This window comes from Cryobacterium sp. M15 (genome assembly GCF_002929675.1).
Taxonomy (GTDB): domain Bacteria; phylum Actinomycetota; class Actinomycetes; order Actinomycetales; family Microbacteriaceae; genus Cryobacterium; species Cryobacterium lyxosi.
The window spans coordinates 116,644-132,137 of the sequence record NZ_PJJW01000038.1; the positions used below are offsets into that span (position 1 = coordinate 116,644).

Sequence of the window (15,494 nt, forward strand, 5' to 3'; positions counted from 1 at the left end):
TTCAGCACCTGTGTGGCTCAAGGCTAAGGAAGGTCGTACGCACTCCGCCTTACTGAACAGGGTGCTGACATCATCGCCATCGATCTTATGCAGCAGATCGACACCATTTCCTAAGCGATGTCCACACTGGACGATCTCGCTGAAACTATGCGACTGGTCAAGTCCCCCGGCCTCCGAATCGTGGCATGCGGGGTCGACGTGCGTGATCAAGCTGGAGCGGATGCTGCGTTCGTCGACGGATTAGCGGAGTTCCGCCACCTCGATATTGTCCTTGTTAACGCTGGGATTAGGTCGGTCGCCCCTACCCGGGAGCTCGGCGATAAAAATTGGGACGACATGTTCGCAGTCAATTCAACGGGAGGCTGACGCACCTCCGAGGCGGTCATCCCGAGTATGGTCGAGGTGAGCCGGGGCGGGTCGATCAGCCTTCCGTGCACGACCGCCGGCATGAACAGATTCACCAACCTTGCTCACCACGTCGCCGCCAAGCATGGTGTGGCTGGGTTGGTGAAGATCTTGGCCAATGAGCTCCAGGTTCAATATATCCGTGTCGATATCATTCATCTCACGGACGTGGCGACCGGAATTGGGCAGAACGCGCCGACCTACAAGCTGTTCGCACCGCGTATCGAGCATCCCCAGAAAGAGCAAGCCGAGCCCCGTTTTCACAACTTCCAATGCGTTTCAATCGTTCAATACGACGGGATAACAGACCAGCAAACGACTGCAGCTCAATGAAGTGACTATCCATGTAACTGCCGTAATTTTACGGGTCGAGAGCGACGTGACGACAGCGCGAAGCTTGGCTCAGCGTCTTGTAGAGGCTAAATTGGCATAGCTTTGTCATTACCCCGCGACTGAAGGTGAATTGCACAAGGCCTAATCGTGTCGTCTTATGTGAAAGCCCGTTCATTGGCTATGGAATCGGTCTCCGTCCGCATAATCCCGGCAGGTACATGGATAACCTCACTGAATAAATCCGCGAGACGGCGGTCTTCACGCATCGATGTCGTTCGATAAGAGATCTGATCGAAGAAACTCCGGATCTTCCCAACAATCCATGCGCAGCAAGAGTCAGTTCGTTTCGCCGAAATTACGGATGACGGCGGCCAGCTCGGCTGGGGCATCACGCTGCACGTTGTGACCGGCATCGATCTGCACCATCGCTGCCGCTGGCATACGCTGCGCGAAGTCCTCAAGCGTTTCCGTGTTGAGAATTCCACGGCTTCCATGCACCAGCAGGATAGGAATATCGAGCATTCCAAGGACCGGCCAAAGCGCTTCACCATCGAAATCACGGTGAGAGCCGGCGGGTAACGATGCGAGATGGTGTTTAAAGATGACGCGTCCGTCTTCGCGCACTCTTGTATTAAGCCTGACGCCCCGTTCGAGATCGGCGGCGCTGCGCCCGATCCCAAACTCGATCGCCCGCTCGATTACTTCCGAATAAGAAGCGTAGCTTTCCGGGCCGGCAAGGAAGGCACTTACGGGGCTAATGAACGCCGCCTTGGCTTGAAAACCAGGTGTGACGTCCACGAGCACTAGGTGCGAGAGTTGTCCACGCAGCTGATTTGCCAGGGGGATCGCTGCTAGGCCGCCGAGTGACTGACCAACCAGCATCGACACTCTCGCACCGAACTTGGGAATGACAGAAGCCAGGGCCTCGGCAATGGTCGGCGGCGTGTAGTCAGAATCGGCTCGCCACTCGGATTCGCCGTGGCCCGGGAGATCGACGGCAACTGCGGCACGACCCAGCACGAGAGCCGTTGAATCCCAGGAGTGAGCGTTCAGTCCTGCTCCGTGGAGGAAGGCTACCCCGGGATCATCCGTGCCCCATCGGAGTGCACTCATCCCATCACCATTTGCTGCGACTTCCGCTATGCGCCGTACCGGTAGAGGATCCATGACACCCAGTCGCGCTGCATCGGTGTCGAGAAAAGCAAACTCGTCGAACGGAATTCTTTGTAAATCAGTCCTGCCCATCACACACCATTTCTATCCAGTCACAACATGAAACTCAACGTTAAGTCCACCGAACTCCTCGCCGGAAACGCATTCGGGTTCCCGAAGAATCGTTGTGCGGACTCACCTGATTCGATTTGATTCAGATGTTCGGAATTTATTTCCGGGTAATCGAACCCAATCTAATGTCGAGACGAGTCGTAGTCGCCCGTCGGCCGGCAATCATTACAGTAAGGAGAATCCACTTTGGAGAGCGATCGGCTCAAGCGAATATTTAATGTTCTGGGCAGACTTGCAACCGATGCCCCCCAGACCGTCACCGAAGTCAGCGACGCCTTATCGTTGCCAATGAGTAGTACGCACGACCTCATGAAAGCCATGGTCAACAGCGGGCTAGCGTCCACGACCAGCCACGGATACTACGTAGGCGCGGCAACCATCCGGCTGTCATTGCGCGTGCAGGAGCGTCTCAACATCGTGAACGCCGCGTCGCCCGAGCTGGAAAAACTTGTAGCTCGTATCGGCTTCGATGTCTATCTGGCGGTTCAGACTGGCAATGATGTCGTGTACGCGGCTCGATTCCGTGGACGCAAGGGAATCCAGCTGGATATTCCTCTTGGGCTTCCGCTCTACCGGCACGCTACCGCCGTCGGCAAACTACTCGCCGCCTACAACGTGGAGTATCGGGAGGAGATGCTTGCCGGGCCGTTGAATGCGCTCACGCCGCAGACTTGTACCAATCCCGGGGCCCTCACCGAGGAACTGAAAAGAATCAGTGCGTGTGGCATCAGTGTCTCCCGCGAAGAAGCGATCATCGGTGCCATCGGACTCGCCACCCCGATTTGGACGAACCACAGGATCGTAGGCGTTGCCCATATCTCCGCTCTCCGGAGCATCCTCAATGACGATCGTATCGGCGAGCTTGGAGTCGAACTGCAGCGCACCTCCGCGGCAATTGAACAACGGCTGATCGGGCTCGCCCCCGACGACGATCCCCCTGCGCCGATCACCGACGTCATGGGCCCGCCAATCCGCGATGGTGCGTATGCCCCTCGTTCCCGCTAAAGAAAGGCTTTTGCTGTGTCCCCTTTACCCCTTGATGAAATAACTCTTAGACCAGACATTGCTGTCATTTCGATGAGCAGCACCGTCATCGACTTTGAATCATCGCGAAGTCTTGAAGAGATGATCTTCGACACTACGAGCGCAGCGTTGGATTCTGTTGCCCTGACCGCGAAAGACCTGGATGGCATCGTGCTCAGCGGCAACGACCAGCTCGACGGTCGCGTGATTTCGATCATGTCGTCGGCCGGACCCGCAGGCGGTGTGGGTCGCGATACGACCATGATCGCTTCTTCTGCCGACCACGCACTCGCTTTTGGATATCTGCGGCTTCGTGCCGGACAGGGCAAGAACGTCCTGGTTGTCGGCTGGGCGAAACCCAGTGAATCTGTCGATCCAGACCGGGTGGAATTGATGGGTGCTGAGCCATATCTGCTTCGCCCGATGGGAATGAATAATACGATTGCAGCGGCATTGCAGGCATCTACATGGCTGACACCTGACAACACTCCCGATGCTTCGGACAAATTCGTTGCCTGGCCACTTCGCCGCGAAGACCTACCCGCACGTGGCGACACGGTTCATGCCATCATCCTCGCGATCGACGGCGAGTTTCCCTCTGGATCGGAACTCGCTTGGATCGTCGATGCAGGCTGGGCGAGCGCGAGCTACGAGATTGGTACGCGAAACCTGGGCGATCTCAGTTCACTTCATGCGGCCGGTCAGCAGATCTTCGATCGCAACCCTCAGGCGAGTCCCGAACACTGGGACTCGGTCGAGATCGGTGGTGACAGCGAGTACGCCGTTCGCGCGGTGCAGCAGTCGCTCCGCTTGAAGGAGTCTGTTGATGTCAACATATCGGGATCGCTCTGCGAGCGGCCCACGTCTCCCTATGTGGCCGGTCTGAGCCGCATGGTTGCCGCAATCGACGCGGTTAGACCGTCTGCAACGGCAGCCGAGGGTGTACGGCTCACGGCCGGGATCGGATTCAATGGTTTCGCCAGCCAAGGCGCAACGGTCATGGTATTCAGCAATTCCAAAGGAGGAACAGCATGATCAACGTGGGAATCGCCGGGTTCGGCCAATCGCATTTTGTTACCAAACGCACAGACGTGACATTTCCCGAACTTGTGAAGGAAGGTGTCGACTTCACTCTGGAGGATGCGGGTATTGGTATCGAAGACGTAGATGCGGTGGTGTACCCGCTCGCGCCCGATGCTTTGATCGGCGTTAGCAATGGCGAACGCTGGGTTATTGATGCACTCGGTGCGACCGGAAAGCCTTTTATGCGCGTCAATAATGGAGGTGCTACGGGGATGAGCGCAGTGCTGGCGGCGTGGACCCACATCGCCTCGGGGATGTTCGACGTGATCCTCGTCGCAGGTGCCGACCGGGTCTCTGAATCCGGGTCGGCACAGTCGGTGTTGAACAAGATGTGGGACGTGGGTTACGAACGTACGGTGCCGCTAAACACCATTACGATGCTTGCGTTGTCGGCACAGCGCTATATGTCCAAGTACAACAGCACTGAGTTGGATATGGCACGGGTTGCAGTGAAGAACCGCACCCACGCGGCACTGAACCCTTACGCCCACCTCCGCGAACCGATCACAATCGATGAGGTGATGGCAAGCCGCACACTCGCTTGGCCGCTCAAACTCGGCGATGCCTGCCCCGCATCCACTGGAGCAGCGGGAGTTGTACTGGTCTCCGAGCGATATGCCAAGGCTCACGGACTCAACCCGGCATGGATCAGAGGCATCGGCCAGAACACCGAGACTTTCTGGATGGGCAACCGGGTCGGGGCCAGTGCTTTCGCCGATCACGCCGATGCGGATGCCCTCGAGGCCGCGTTCCAGACTGCGTACGCTCAGGCCGGTGTCACCGATCCAACGACTCAGATCGACGTCGCCGAGATCTACGCACCGTTCTCAAGTGTCGAACTGCACGCAATCGAGGCCGCCGGATTCGCCGCTAAGGGCCAAGCGCCCGCAGCGCTCGCGAACGGCAAGTTCGCGCTCGGAAGTGATGGTCCCATCGTGAATCCTTCAGGGGGCACGCTTTGCACCAACCCCATCGCAGTGACGGGAACCATCCGTGTTGGCGAAGCCGCAAACCAGGTCCGGGGCCGTTCCGGCGCACATCAAGTTCCCAATGCACGAGTCGCGGTGGTCAGCGCCATCGGTGGAGACCACCAATTCTATTCAACAATGGTGCTCAGCACCGATCTAGAGGAGATTTCACGATGAGTAAAACGACTATGCCGGTACAGACTGCTACCGTGACCGCCGAAGGCCCCACGTTCATGGAGCAGACCTGGGACTTGGAATACCGCCACGCTCTGGGAGAAACTACGTCCCACTTTATGCAGGGCTTGACCGAGGGCAAAATTCTCGGCCGTCGTACGACAGATGGTCGGGTGCTCGTGCCTGCACGTTCCTACGACGACCAGACCCACACCAAGACGGAAGAGTGGGTCGAGGTTGGGAACACGGGCATCATCGAAATGTCGACCTTCGTGTACGAACCGTTCAAGGGTCTCCCGGCGCCGCCCTATGCAATTGCCTACGCCATGCTCGAAGGTGCCGACACTGCGCTAGTGGGATATGTGCGCGGCATTGACTTGGCCGACCAGGATGCCGCGATCAAAGCTCTTTCGATCGGCACACCAATTGTGGTGTGTTTCTCGGACAAGCCCACCGGGACCGCCGCCGATTACTGGTTCGAATTGGCCGAGCCCGTGCGTGAATGATCGCCGGAGCGCCGGTGTTAGGAGCCTCTGAATCCTCCGGTACTGGTAGGACAACCATGCGCGCGATGCGGCTTAGCTCTTCCGGAAAGTTTGCTCTAACAGACATGGAAATACCGATCCCGGCTTTGGACGAGTTCCTCATTAGAGTCGCTGCGTGCGGGGTGTGCGGGCATGATCTCCTCGCAAGCAATGGATTGTTATCAGCAGGGAATGGAGCAGTGCTCGGCCACGAGATCTCCGGTACGGTGCAATCGGTGGGATCACCCGATCTATCCGGGTGGCTGGGGACTAGGGTCGCGCTCGTGCAGCGTCGGTCCTGCGGCGAGTGCGCCGACTGCATAGCAAACCACACGTCACAATGCCGATGCGGTCCCGGTTTCTACGGGGACGACATCCAAGGCGGCTTCGCCGAATTCGTCTTGGCTGATCCCCGCAACGCCGTTGAGATTCCGGACAGCATTGACAGTGTCACCGCCGCATTCCTCTCCTGCGGTGTGGGCACCGGGTTACGGGCCCTACGAGCGGCAAAACTGAAGGCCTCCGACGTAGTGCTCATCACGGGCGCAAGCGGTGGCGTGGGCGTGCATACAGTGCAGCTAGCCAGGCATCTCGGCCTACGGGTCATCGCAACCACCTCGCGCCCATCGGCCACCGCCGCGCTGGTGCAAGCTGGTGCGACGGAAGTCGTTGTGAACCCGACGGTTGCGAACATCAGGGCGGCCGCTGCCAGTTTGGGTCGACCACGGGGTGTCGACGCGGCTATCGAGGTCACTGGCGCTCCACTATTTGCGACCAGCCTTCGTTCCCTAGCGCCGGGTGGCCGTCTGGTTCTAGTCGGAAACGTCCGACCCGAGGCGATCGCCCTAGATCCGGGCCTCACCATCGTCAAGGAGCTCCAGATCATCGGAACTGCCCATGCCACTCGCAATGACCTAGTCGAGATAGTCGACCTCGTCGCCACGGGAGCCATTCATCCGATCGTGTCCCACGTGTTCGCACTGATCGACGTTCCCCAGGCATTCGCCGCGCTGACGGCACGGTCTAGTACAGGAAGAGCGGTAGTTGTGCCATGAATTTCGTATCGATAGCGTTACCGGCCATTGACAGTATCGTCGGGCCGATTCCCTGGAATCAAGAACAGACTCCGCCCAGTTGCCAGACACTGCCCGACCTGCTGGACGTCCAGGCGTCGACTCGACCGGACGCACCAGCTCTCGTAGCCGGCACCACCCGTTTGACCTACCGCGAGCTTGCAGCGCGTGCGGGACAGTTCGCCGCGGCGTTACAGGGCCTTGGCATCACTGCCGAATCGAAGGTCGCTCTGTTGGCAACCAACACCGATGAGTGGCTAGTTGCCGCCTTCGCGTCTTTACGGCTCGGCGTGTCCCTCGACACGTTTAACACCTGGATTCTTTCCTGGGATCTCGAACAGCTCATAGACGCATCCAGAACTCAACTGCTCATTATGGTGCCGTCTGTTCGATCCACGGACATGTTAGGGCAGCTGCGCCAACTGGTTCCGGAGTTCTGGACGTCCCCGCCGGGTGAGGTCACGAGCGCGAAATTCCCCGCATTGACGCACTTAATCGTGCTCAGCGGAGACTTCACGGACACTCCCATGCCGTCTGGAGCGTACTCATTCGCCAAGTTAATGACCGGCGCCAAAGATCTTCCCGTGCCTGCGAACGTGGCCGCCGGCACTGATGCCGCGCTGGTGATGTACACATCGGGAACGACTCAGCGGCCCAAAGCCGTACCGCTGCGGCACCGCCACCTCATCGAGAACGGTTACGCCATCGGCACCCGGATGGGGCTGACTGATGAGGATCGGGTTTGGTTGAGCTCACCCCTTTTCTGGAGTTTCGGCGGTGCCAACGCCACCATGGCGGCGCTGACCCACGGCTCCTGTCTGATACTTCAGGAACGTTTCACTGCTGAGACCGCAGCCGTACTTCTGGCCGACGAGCAATGCACTGCCGCCTATTTACTTCCAAGCCTGTCGCTGGTGCTGGCAGAAGAGGTCGGCGAGCGAATTCGGGCAATCGACTCGCTTCGCACAGGTCTTATCATCGGCAGGCCCGAAGAAGTGAAGCGGGCCGCGATCGATCTCGGCATCAGCGAGATCTGCAATGTCTACGGATCCACAGAGGTCTACGGAAATTGCTGCGTCACCGAACACACCATGCCGCTCAATGAGCGGATCATCACGCAGGGACCACCACTGCAAGGCGTGGAAGTACGCGTTGTGGACTTGGAGACAGGGAAAGTTGTTCCCTTGGGGGTCGACGGTGAGCTGCAGATCCGAGGCCGGGTTACCGAGGGTTACATTGACAACGCCGAGGCCACCGAGGCCGCCATCACAGTCGATGGCTGGTATCGCACCGGCGATGCGGGGCTCATCCGGCCAGATGGCACCATCCAGTTCCTGAGCCGCCACACCGACATGATCAAAACATCGGGTATCAACGTGTCGCCTGCAGAAGTCGAAGCATTCATTGAATGTAATCCTTCCGTCGACGAGGTCGCCGTGGTCGGTGCCCCCCATCCGGGTCGGGGTGAAGTGCCTGTAGCGTTCGTTGTACTGCATGACGGCGAGAAGACGACGGCTGATGATATACGGAACTTCTGTAAAGGTTCGATCGCCAGCTATAAGGTGCCGTGGGCAGTAAAGATAGTGTCGAAGCTGCCACACACACTTACCGGAAAGATGGTGCGAAAAAACCTCATCGGATCGGCGACTGCCCTCGTCGATTCTCTTCTGGCCGATCGATAAGCCGGTCGATCCCAATCAAGGTGGAACCAGATTATGTACGATAATTCAGACGACAACTGGGGACGATGGGGTGCATCCGACGAGATCGGAGCGCCCAACCTCGTTGATCCGGCAAAGATCCTCGACGCTGTCGCTCTAGTGACCCAAGGCCGGATCATCTCGCTCGCGCAACCAATCGGTCCCACCGCAGGTGTACCACCGCACCGCAACAAGGGTTCGCGATTTATGGACAGGGATGCCGGGGATTATGCACTCGGTGCGCGGTCGCCCGGTGGTTTTCGCTTTGCTGAGGATACTGTTCAGCTGTCCACTCACAGCGGCACACATATGGATGCCCTGGCCCACGCTTGGGAGGGAGATGAACTCTACAACGGCCATTCGTCCGCCAATGTGAGATCGACGTTGGGTGCGAAAAAACTGGGTGCGGACAAGCTTCGGCCCGGAGTAACCCGTGGCGTACTCCTAGACTTTGTCTCGATAAATGGCGTCAGCCTGCCACCATCGACACCGATCGGTCCAGTCGAGCTGGTTGACGCCTACCAGCGTGCCAAGGTAACGCCGGCACCCGGTGATGCGGTACTTCTTCGGACTGGATGGTGGGAGTCGACTGGTTCGAGCGCCGAGTATTTCGACTTAGAGCCTGGGTTGTCAAATAACGGCGCCCGATGGCTTTCGGATAGAGACGTCGCTTACGTAGGTGCCGATAACTACGCCGTGGAGGTGCAACCTGACCCCGATGGCGCGACGTTCCCCGTTCACCTCCGACTGATCCACAAGTTCGGCGTGCCCCTGATCGAGAACCTTGATCTTGCAGAACTCGCCGCCGCCGGTGCTTCGACATTTTTGTTGGTCTTGGCACCGGTGGGCTTTCAAGGATCGACCGGTAGCCCACTGAACCCTCTGGCGGTGCTGTAGGTGATGCTCTCACTTATCTGCCCAGAGCCGACAAACGACCCCGACGTTCCACTACACGCAATGCGGGTGCTGGATTCAAGTCAACGACTGCCCGGACCGTACGCGACGCAGCTGCCTCCCGGAGCCCGGCTCGACCGGGTCGGGGCGCCCTGGGTAGACCGAACACCGAGCACCACCACGGCCGATCACCGCTTTGGCACTCCCGACCATCCCGCTGATTGCACGATCCCCGCCTCTACCTTCTGGCAGAATTCGCTGTCCCCAGCCCTTGGTAAGCCCTAGTCGTGCGTTCGAGCCTCGAGCACTTACTTATCAACGTCGTCGGTCCGGTCGCCACGCTCACCCTGAACCGGCCTGAGCAGCGCAACGCGCTGTCACTGAAAATGTACAATCAAATTCCCGAGTTGCTGGCGCAGCTTAACGCGGAATCCACGATAGCCGCGTTGATCGTTCGAGGTGCTGACATGCGGGCGTTTTCGGCCGGAGCGGACATCGCGGAGTTCACCACCGTGCGCGCCGGCACAGACGGTGCGCGTCGTTACAATGCTGCCGTCGCCGAAGCGGAACGAGCTATCACCGGCTTCCCCGCACCCACAATTGCCATGGTTCATGGTTTCTGCATCGGCGGAGGATGTGGACTCGCTCTCAGCTGCGATGTTCGGCTGGCCGACACCGCCGCGGTCTTCGGCATCACGCCCGCTCGGCTTGGTTTTGCCTACAGTCTCGAATCCACGAAACGTGTCATCGACTTGGCGGGACCTGCGGAAGCGAGTTACCTTCTTTTCTCCGGCCGGCACGTCACCGCGGAGCGGGCCCTCCGCGTCGGCCTGATCAACGAGGTCCACTCGCCCGATGCGCTTGAGCGCGCTACTTATGAACTCGCCGTCGAAATCTCCGAGCGAGCGCCGATGTCTCTGCGCGCGACGAAAGAAATCATTGGATTAGTTCGAGCGGGCCAGGTCCAAGACGACGATCACACGACGGCTCTTCGGAACGATCTGTTCAGTTCGAACGACTACCACGAGGGCGTCAGAGCATTTCTCGGCAAGCGACCGCCGCGATTTACCGGTCACTAAACCCGAAGGCTTGCAGCCGATCCTCCGAGATCACGAAATTGCATTGGCGCGTTTCCGAATAAAAGTTAGATTCGAATAACCGAATTGCACCTCCGAAAGTTCGAAACGTGTGACTAGCCCGGGAAGTCCAGTGCCATCAAAGAGGATGTATACAAATGACTAGAGACACCACGAGCTCTCATTTCCGCGAGCGAAAGAGGGTTGTCCTCGCCGCGATAACCGTCGCTGCGCTGCTTGCTGTCGCTGGCTGTAGCGGGCAGGATGCAGGTGCCGGCGGCAACACGATCAATATCGGTCTTCCATATCCGCTGACCGGTGCGTGGGCCGACGGCGGGCAGAACGCTCTTAACGGGGCGATGCTCGCGATTGAGGACATCAACGCCGCTGGCGGAATCGAATCTCTCGACGGCCAACATTTGCGGGGCATCAAAGCGGACACCAGCTCCGACGACCCCGGCCAGGCTGCCACGGTCACGCGGCGCCTGATCGAACAGGAGAACGTCAGCGCTCTTATCGGTTCCTATGTCTCCGCCTTTACCATCACGGCCTCCACGGAAGCCGAAAAAGCCAGCGTACCTATCGTGAGTCAGTCGTATGCGGACGCGCTGACCGACCGCGACTACAGCTACTTCTTCCAGCTCCCGCCCACTGCTTCAGCTCTCGGTGACTCCATTGTTTCGTATGTGCAGGACGCGTACGCTGACATTGGAATCGAGTTGCAGAAGGTTTCGGTCCTGGCGTCTGACGATGCCTCGATCGAGGCACAGGGCAAAGCGGCCATCGCACAGGCCAAAAGTTCTGGTCTCGACGTCGTTAGCCAGGCCTTCTATCCTCAGGACCTCAGCGACGCGACGGTGATCGTCTTGGAAGCACTTCGCGCAGATCCCGACGTTATCTTCCTTGGCGGTCCCACTGGTGCCGCGGTGACAATCGTGAATACCCTCCGGGACCTCGACTACAACGGACCGATCGTCGGACTCGGCGGCGGCGGAATCCTCTCCCCCGAGTTTGGGAAGATACTCGGCGAAAACGTTGACGGAATTCTGAGCCAGGCCGGTTGGAACTGGGACATGCCCTATGACGGTCTCGAGGACATCAGCAAACGGTACACAGAGAAATATGACACCGCGTTCATGCCTCAGGAAGCTGGTGAATCCTACGTCGCAGCCTGGATTCTCGCAGACACCATCGACGGTGCAGCGAGCAGCGATCCCGAGACGATCGCTGAGGCGCTTCGCAAGACAGACTTCACCGCTGGTCCCTCCTCATTCATGCCCGCCGGAACAGTCAGCTTCGACAAAAAGGGTCTAAACAAGGATGTGTTTCCCATCATGATCCAGTGGCAAGCGGGCGTTACCCGCACTGTCTGGCCGCTGGACGTCCAGGCTGTAAAGCCGCAGTAGCCAGCAGCACGCTATCCGCTTCTGACGCCCAGCCTACGAAGGACCAGTCACAATGGAAATCCTTGCTCAAACTGTTATTACTGGCCTTCTACTCGGAGGCGTCTTCGGACTGATCGCCATGGGCTTGAGCCTCGTCTTTGGCGTGATGCGGATCATCAATTTTGCCCACGGCAACCTTGTGCTGCTCGGCATGTACACCGTTCTCTTGCTCTACACGACGTTTGGTATCAATCCGTTCCTAGCCCTGCTCATCGTGGTTCCCATCGGCCTCCTATTGGGCGCGGCACTGCAATCGGTCCTCTTTGCGCGGCTTCGTAACGCGGGCGAGCTTCCGCAACTCTTGCTCACGCTCGGTCTTGGCATCATTATTCAGAGCCTTGTACAGGTGTTCTTCTCACCAACCCAGAAATCTCTCCACGAGTTCGCCTGGGGTAGCGAGCTCATCGCGGTCGGCGGGATCTACCTGCGTCCCGCGCACGTTGTCGGGTTCGTGATTGCCGTCGCAATCACCATCGGCTTGACGTTCCTCTTGAAGAGCACCGACTTCGGCCGTCAAATGCGCGCCACCGTCGACGACGCCGAGATGGCCGAGTCGTCTGGTGTCCGATCCAAGCGAATCTACGTCATCGTTGTTGCGCTCGGCACCTGCATTGCTCTGGTCGCCGGCGGCGTTCTCATTACCTATCAGCCAGCCTCGCCCACCTTAGGAAACCAATTCCTAGTCCTCGCATTTGTTGCCGTCGTACTTGGTGGCCTCGGCAACATTATCGGTGCCTTTATCGGCGGCTTGATCGCAGGTACAGTTCAGCAGCTAACGGCGGCGTACGTGTCCGTCGGCCTGCAGGACGTCGGACTATTCACTCTGTTCATTCTGGTGTTGATCTTCAGGCCAAACGGACTATTCGGAAGGACGGAAGTTACAGCATGATCAGGAAGCCTGCAACCATCGGTGGCATTCTTTTTTTCATCGGTGCAGCAACTCTGCCCCTATGGCTCCTTCGCGGATCATACCTTCAGGGCATTGGCGTCACCGCACTCATCGTGAGTTCTCTCGCTGTGGCCTGGAACATCGTCGGTGGCTTGGGTGGTCGGCTCTCCTTCGGCCACGCAGCTTTTTTTGGCGTCGGCGGCTACACCAGTTCCCTGCTCCTGATCAACTTTAATCTTTCGCCCTGGATCGGAGGACTGATCGGGATGCTGGTGGCGGGTATCCTCGCCCTACTCTTAGGCTCGATCACCGTCCACCTGCGCGGAATCTATTTCACCCTCGTCACGTTCGTCTTCGCTCTCATCCTGCTTAACCTCGCGCGCACGATCTCCGCCCTGACAGGGGGCGACGTAGGACTAAGCCTTCCGCTCATTAAGCCTTCGTTCGCGATGCTGCAGTTCCGCGACCAAGTGAATTATTACTACGTCGCTCTCGGACTGCTACTCCTTTACGTTATGGTCGCGGCATTCATCATCGAGTCGCCTTTCGGATACCGATTGAAAGCCGTTCGCGACGATGAGCAGGTGGCACGAGCCCTCGGTGTTCGCACCGTCCAAGTTAAAATTCAGGCCTTCGTTCTCAGCGCGATGATGGTTTCGTTCGGTGGCACTCTACTGGCGCAACACAGTCTGTTCATCGACCCAGGCAGTGCCTTCGGTGTAGACCGTTCCGTCGAGATGGCGCTTGGAGCGATCTTCGGTGGTATCGGTACACTCTGGGGACCGGTAGTTGGCGGCATCGCCATCGTAGCTATCGGCGAATCGGCGAACAATGCCCTCCAAGACATCGTTGCTGGCTCAGACGCTATTGTCTACGGTGTTGTACTCGTCGCCGTCGCGCTGTGGCTACCAGGAGGGTTGGCATCTATTCCGCGACGGTTGAGAAAAAAACGCGGCAACCCGATTGGACACACTCGTGGTGAGGACGACACGAAGATCAGGGCCGCTGAGGAGGTGCTCACAAAGTGAACTCCTCACTCGTGAGAATGGAAATGGCATCGAAGTCGTTCGGTGGAGTCCAAGCCGTTCGGGATGTCACGATTGATATCCAGGCCGGCGGAATCATCGCCCTCGTTGGCCCCAATGGAGCGGGTAAGAGCACATTTTTTGACCTGATGACGGGGGTCCAAAAACTCGATTCCGGTAAGCGAATCGTCGGTGGAAGCGACATGACAGGTTCCGCCAGCCACCAGATTGCACGACAGGGTATCTCCCGCACCTTCCAGAAAGTGCGCCTCTTCCCGTCGATGACGGCGCTCGAGAACGTCTTGGTGGGAGGACTGCAGAAGCATTCGTCCGTCGAGAAGTCTAAAACGGCTGCTTACGTTGCTTTAGAGCGTCTCGGCCTGCAGGACCGAGCGAACGACAGTCCGGCGGAACTCACGCTCATTGACCGAAAACGATTGGAAATGGCCCGCGCTCTCGCGTCAGAGCCGTCACTCTTACTGCTCGACGAAGTCATGACCGGCCTGACCCCGCGCGAGGTAGAAGATGCCGTCGCGCTCATCCAGCAGCTGACAAATGAAGGCGTTACCGTGCTGCTCGTTGAACATCTTCTCAAGGTCGTGATGCGTATCAGCAAGCGAGTACTTGTGCTCGACCACGGTTTGCTCATCGCGGATGGAACGCCAGCAGAAGTGCAGAGTGACCCTGCCGTCATCGAAGCCTACATCGGAGTCCCAAAGAAGGACCAAAATGCTGACTGTTAAAAACGTCCACGCCCGTTACGGCGACGCTACGGCACTCCACGACATCTCGCTCAACGTTGTTGAGGGTGAAGTTACAGGAATTCTCGGGCCAAATGGAGCCGGGAAATCCACGCTTCTCAAAGTGATCGCTGGCCATCTGAAACCGAGTCACGGAACGGTCTGCCTCGATGGGGAACCCATCACGGGTCTTCCTCCCTATGCTATTGCCGAACTCGGTATCGCTCTCGTTCCCGAGGGGCGTCGGGTTTTTGCGAACCTGACTGTCGAAGACAACCTGCTCGTCGGCGGTTCATCGAAGAGGGCAAAATCCTTACGATCGGCAGCGCTGCGCGAAGTTTTCGATCTCTTTCCGCGCCTCGCCGAACGCCGCGCTCAGTCCGGCGGAACGCTCTCGGGAGGAGAGCAGCAGATGCTCGCCATCGGTCGCGCCCTGATGCTGCATCCGCGGATTATCCTTCTCGACGAGCCGTCATTGGGGCTCGCACCCTTGATCACGGATCTTGTTTTCGACACAATCCGTATGATCGCGAACACTGGAGTGACCATGCTGCTGGTCGAACAGAATGCATCACTCGCCCTCTCCACCGCGGATAACGGTTACGTGCTCGAGCACGGGCGGGTAGTCTTTTCGGGTGACCGAGCGACCCTGCGCACATCTCCGGAGGTTCGGGAGGCTTATCTCGGAATCGGGACAGACACCGCAGAGAGCACGGTGGGATAACAATGGCCACAGCGTCAAGCGAAGCCACTGATGCTTTCCCTGACGAACCTGCCGTCAAACGACACCGCAAATGACAGACATGCACCATCTCTGTCAAACACCACCCCAGCGAGTCAGGAGCGGTGGAACCGCCC

Annotated in this window: 14 protein-coding genes and 1 pseudogene; 14 read left to right on the top strand and 1 reads right to left on the bottom strand. The window is 58.5% G+C overall.

The annotated features are described in order from the left end of the window. Positions 1-117 precede the first annotated feature (117 nt). Positions 118-738: pseudogene (locus CXY83_RS18135) on the top strand (SDR family NAD(P)-dependent oxidoreductase). A gap of 336 nt (positions 739-1,074) precedes the next feature. Here the strand turns inward: CXY83_RS18135 and CXY83_RS10225 are convergent. Continuing rightward, positions 1,075-1,983 carry an alpha/beta fold hydrolase gene (locus CXY83_RS10225; RefSeq protein ID WP_104197250.1) on the bottom strand — a complete coding sequence of 303 codons (909 nt, stop codon included), beginning with the start codon at positions 1,981-1,983 and terminating at the stop codon, positions 1,075-1,077. 225 nt (positions 1,984-2,208) lie between these two features. On the opposite strand from CXY83_RS10225, the gene CXY83_RS10230 reads away from it, so the two are divergent. The 13 genes from CXY83_RS10230 to CXY83_RS10290 all read left to right on the top strand — a co-directional run bounded on the left by CXY83_RS10230 (position 2,209) and on the right by CXY83_RS10290 (position 15,360). Then, positions 2,209-3,027, top strand: coding sequence for an IclR family transcriptional regulator (locus CXY83_RS10230; RefSeq protein ID WP_104197251.1), 819 nt, complete (start codon positions 2,209-2,211; stop codon positions 3,025-3,027). A 189-nt stretch (positions 3,028-3,216) separates the two neighbouring features. Beyond that, positions 3,217-4,080: a hypothetical protein gene (locus CXY83_RS10235; RefSeq protein WP_146069907.1), complete on the top strand. Its 864-nt coding sequence runs from the start codon at positions 3,217-3,219 to the stop codon at positions 4,078-4,080. Continuing rightward, on the top strand, positions 4,077-5,273 hold the full coding sequence (locus CXY83_RS10240; protein ID WP_104197253.1) for a thiolase family protein: 1,197 nt from the start codon (positions 4,077-4,079) through the stop codon (positions 5,271-5,273). Before CXY83_RS10235 ends, CXY83_RS10240 begins: the two co-directional genes overlap by 4 nt. After that, positions 5,270-5,776 (top strand): Zn-ribbon domain-containing OB-fold protein, encoded by a 507-nt coding sequence (locus CXY83_RS10245; protein ID WP_146069908.1) that lies wholly within the window; start codon positions 5,270-5,272, stop codon positions 5,774-5,776. The genes CXY83_RS10240 and CXY83_RS10245 overlap by 4 nt, the downstream gene beginning before the upstream one ends. Before the next feature lie 104 nt (positions 5,777-5,880). After that, the gene (locus tag CXY83_RS10250; RefSeq protein ID WP_158251871.1) at positions 5,881-6,849 is read left to right on the top strand and encodes a zinc-binding dehydrogenase; all 969 of its coding nucleotides are present in this window, start codon (positions 5,881-5,883) and stop codon (positions 6,847-6,849) included. After that, positions 6,846-8,549, top strand: a complete 1,704-nt coding sequence (locus CXY83_RS10255; protein ID WP_104197256.1) for an AMP-binding protein — start codon at positions 6,846-6,848, stop codon at positions 8,547-8,549. The genes CXY83_RS10250 and CXY83_RS10255 overlap by 4 nt, the downstream gene beginning before the upstream one ends. Positions 8,550-8,582: 33 nt before the next feature. Beyond that, positions 8,583-9,464 carry a cyclase family protein gene (locus CXY83_RS10260; RefSeq protein WP_104197257.1) on the top strand — a complete coding sequence of 294 codons (882 nt, stop codon included), beginning with the start codon at positions 8,583-8,585 and terminating at the stop codon, positions 9,462-9,464. Between the two features lie 284 nt (positions 9,465-9,748). Beyond that, positions 9,749-10,540, top strand: a complete 792-nt coding sequence (locus CXY83_RS10265; protein ID WP_104197258.1) for an enoyl-CoA hydratase-related protein — start codon at positions 9,749-9,751, stop codon at positions 10,538-10,540. 155 nt (positions 10,541-10,695) lie between these two features. Continuing rightward, complete coding sequence (locus CXY83_RS10270) at positions 10,696-11,943, top strand: ABC transporter substrate-binding protein (RefSeq protein WP_104197259.1); 1,248 nt, start codon at positions 10,696-10,698, stop codon at positions 11,941-11,943. Positions 11,944-11,995: 52 nt separating this feature from the next. Further along, entirely contained in the window at positions 11,996-12,871 is an 876-nt protein-coding gene (locus CXY83_RS10275) for a branched-chain amino acid ABC transporter permease (RefSeq protein WP_104197260.1), read from the top strand. Then, positions 12,868-13,899: a branched-chain amino acid ABC transporter permease gene (locus CXY83_RS10280; protein ID WP_104197261.1), complete on the top strand. Its 1,032-nt coding sequence runs from the start codon at positions 12,868-12,870 to the stop codon at positions 13,897-13,899. Before CXY83_RS10275 ends, CXY83_RS10280 begins: the two co-directional genes overlap by 4 nt. A 23-nt stretch (positions 13,900-13,922) precedes the next feature. Next, on the top strand, positions 13,923-14,639 hold the full coding sequence (locus CXY83_RS10285; RefSeq protein WP_233200785.1) for an ABC transporter ATP-binding protein: 717 nt from the start codon (positions 13,923-13,925) through the stop codon (positions 14,637-14,639). Beyond that, positions 14,626-15,360 (top strand): ABC transporter ATP-binding protein, encoded by a 735-nt coding sequence (locus tag CXY83_RS10290; RefSeq protein ID WP_104197263.1) that lies wholly within the window; start codon positions 14,626-14,628, stop codon positions 15,358-15,360. Before CXY83_RS10285 ends, CXY83_RS10290 begins: the two co-directional genes overlap by 14 nt. The last annotated feature ends 134 nt before the right edge of the window (positions 15,361-15,494 follow it).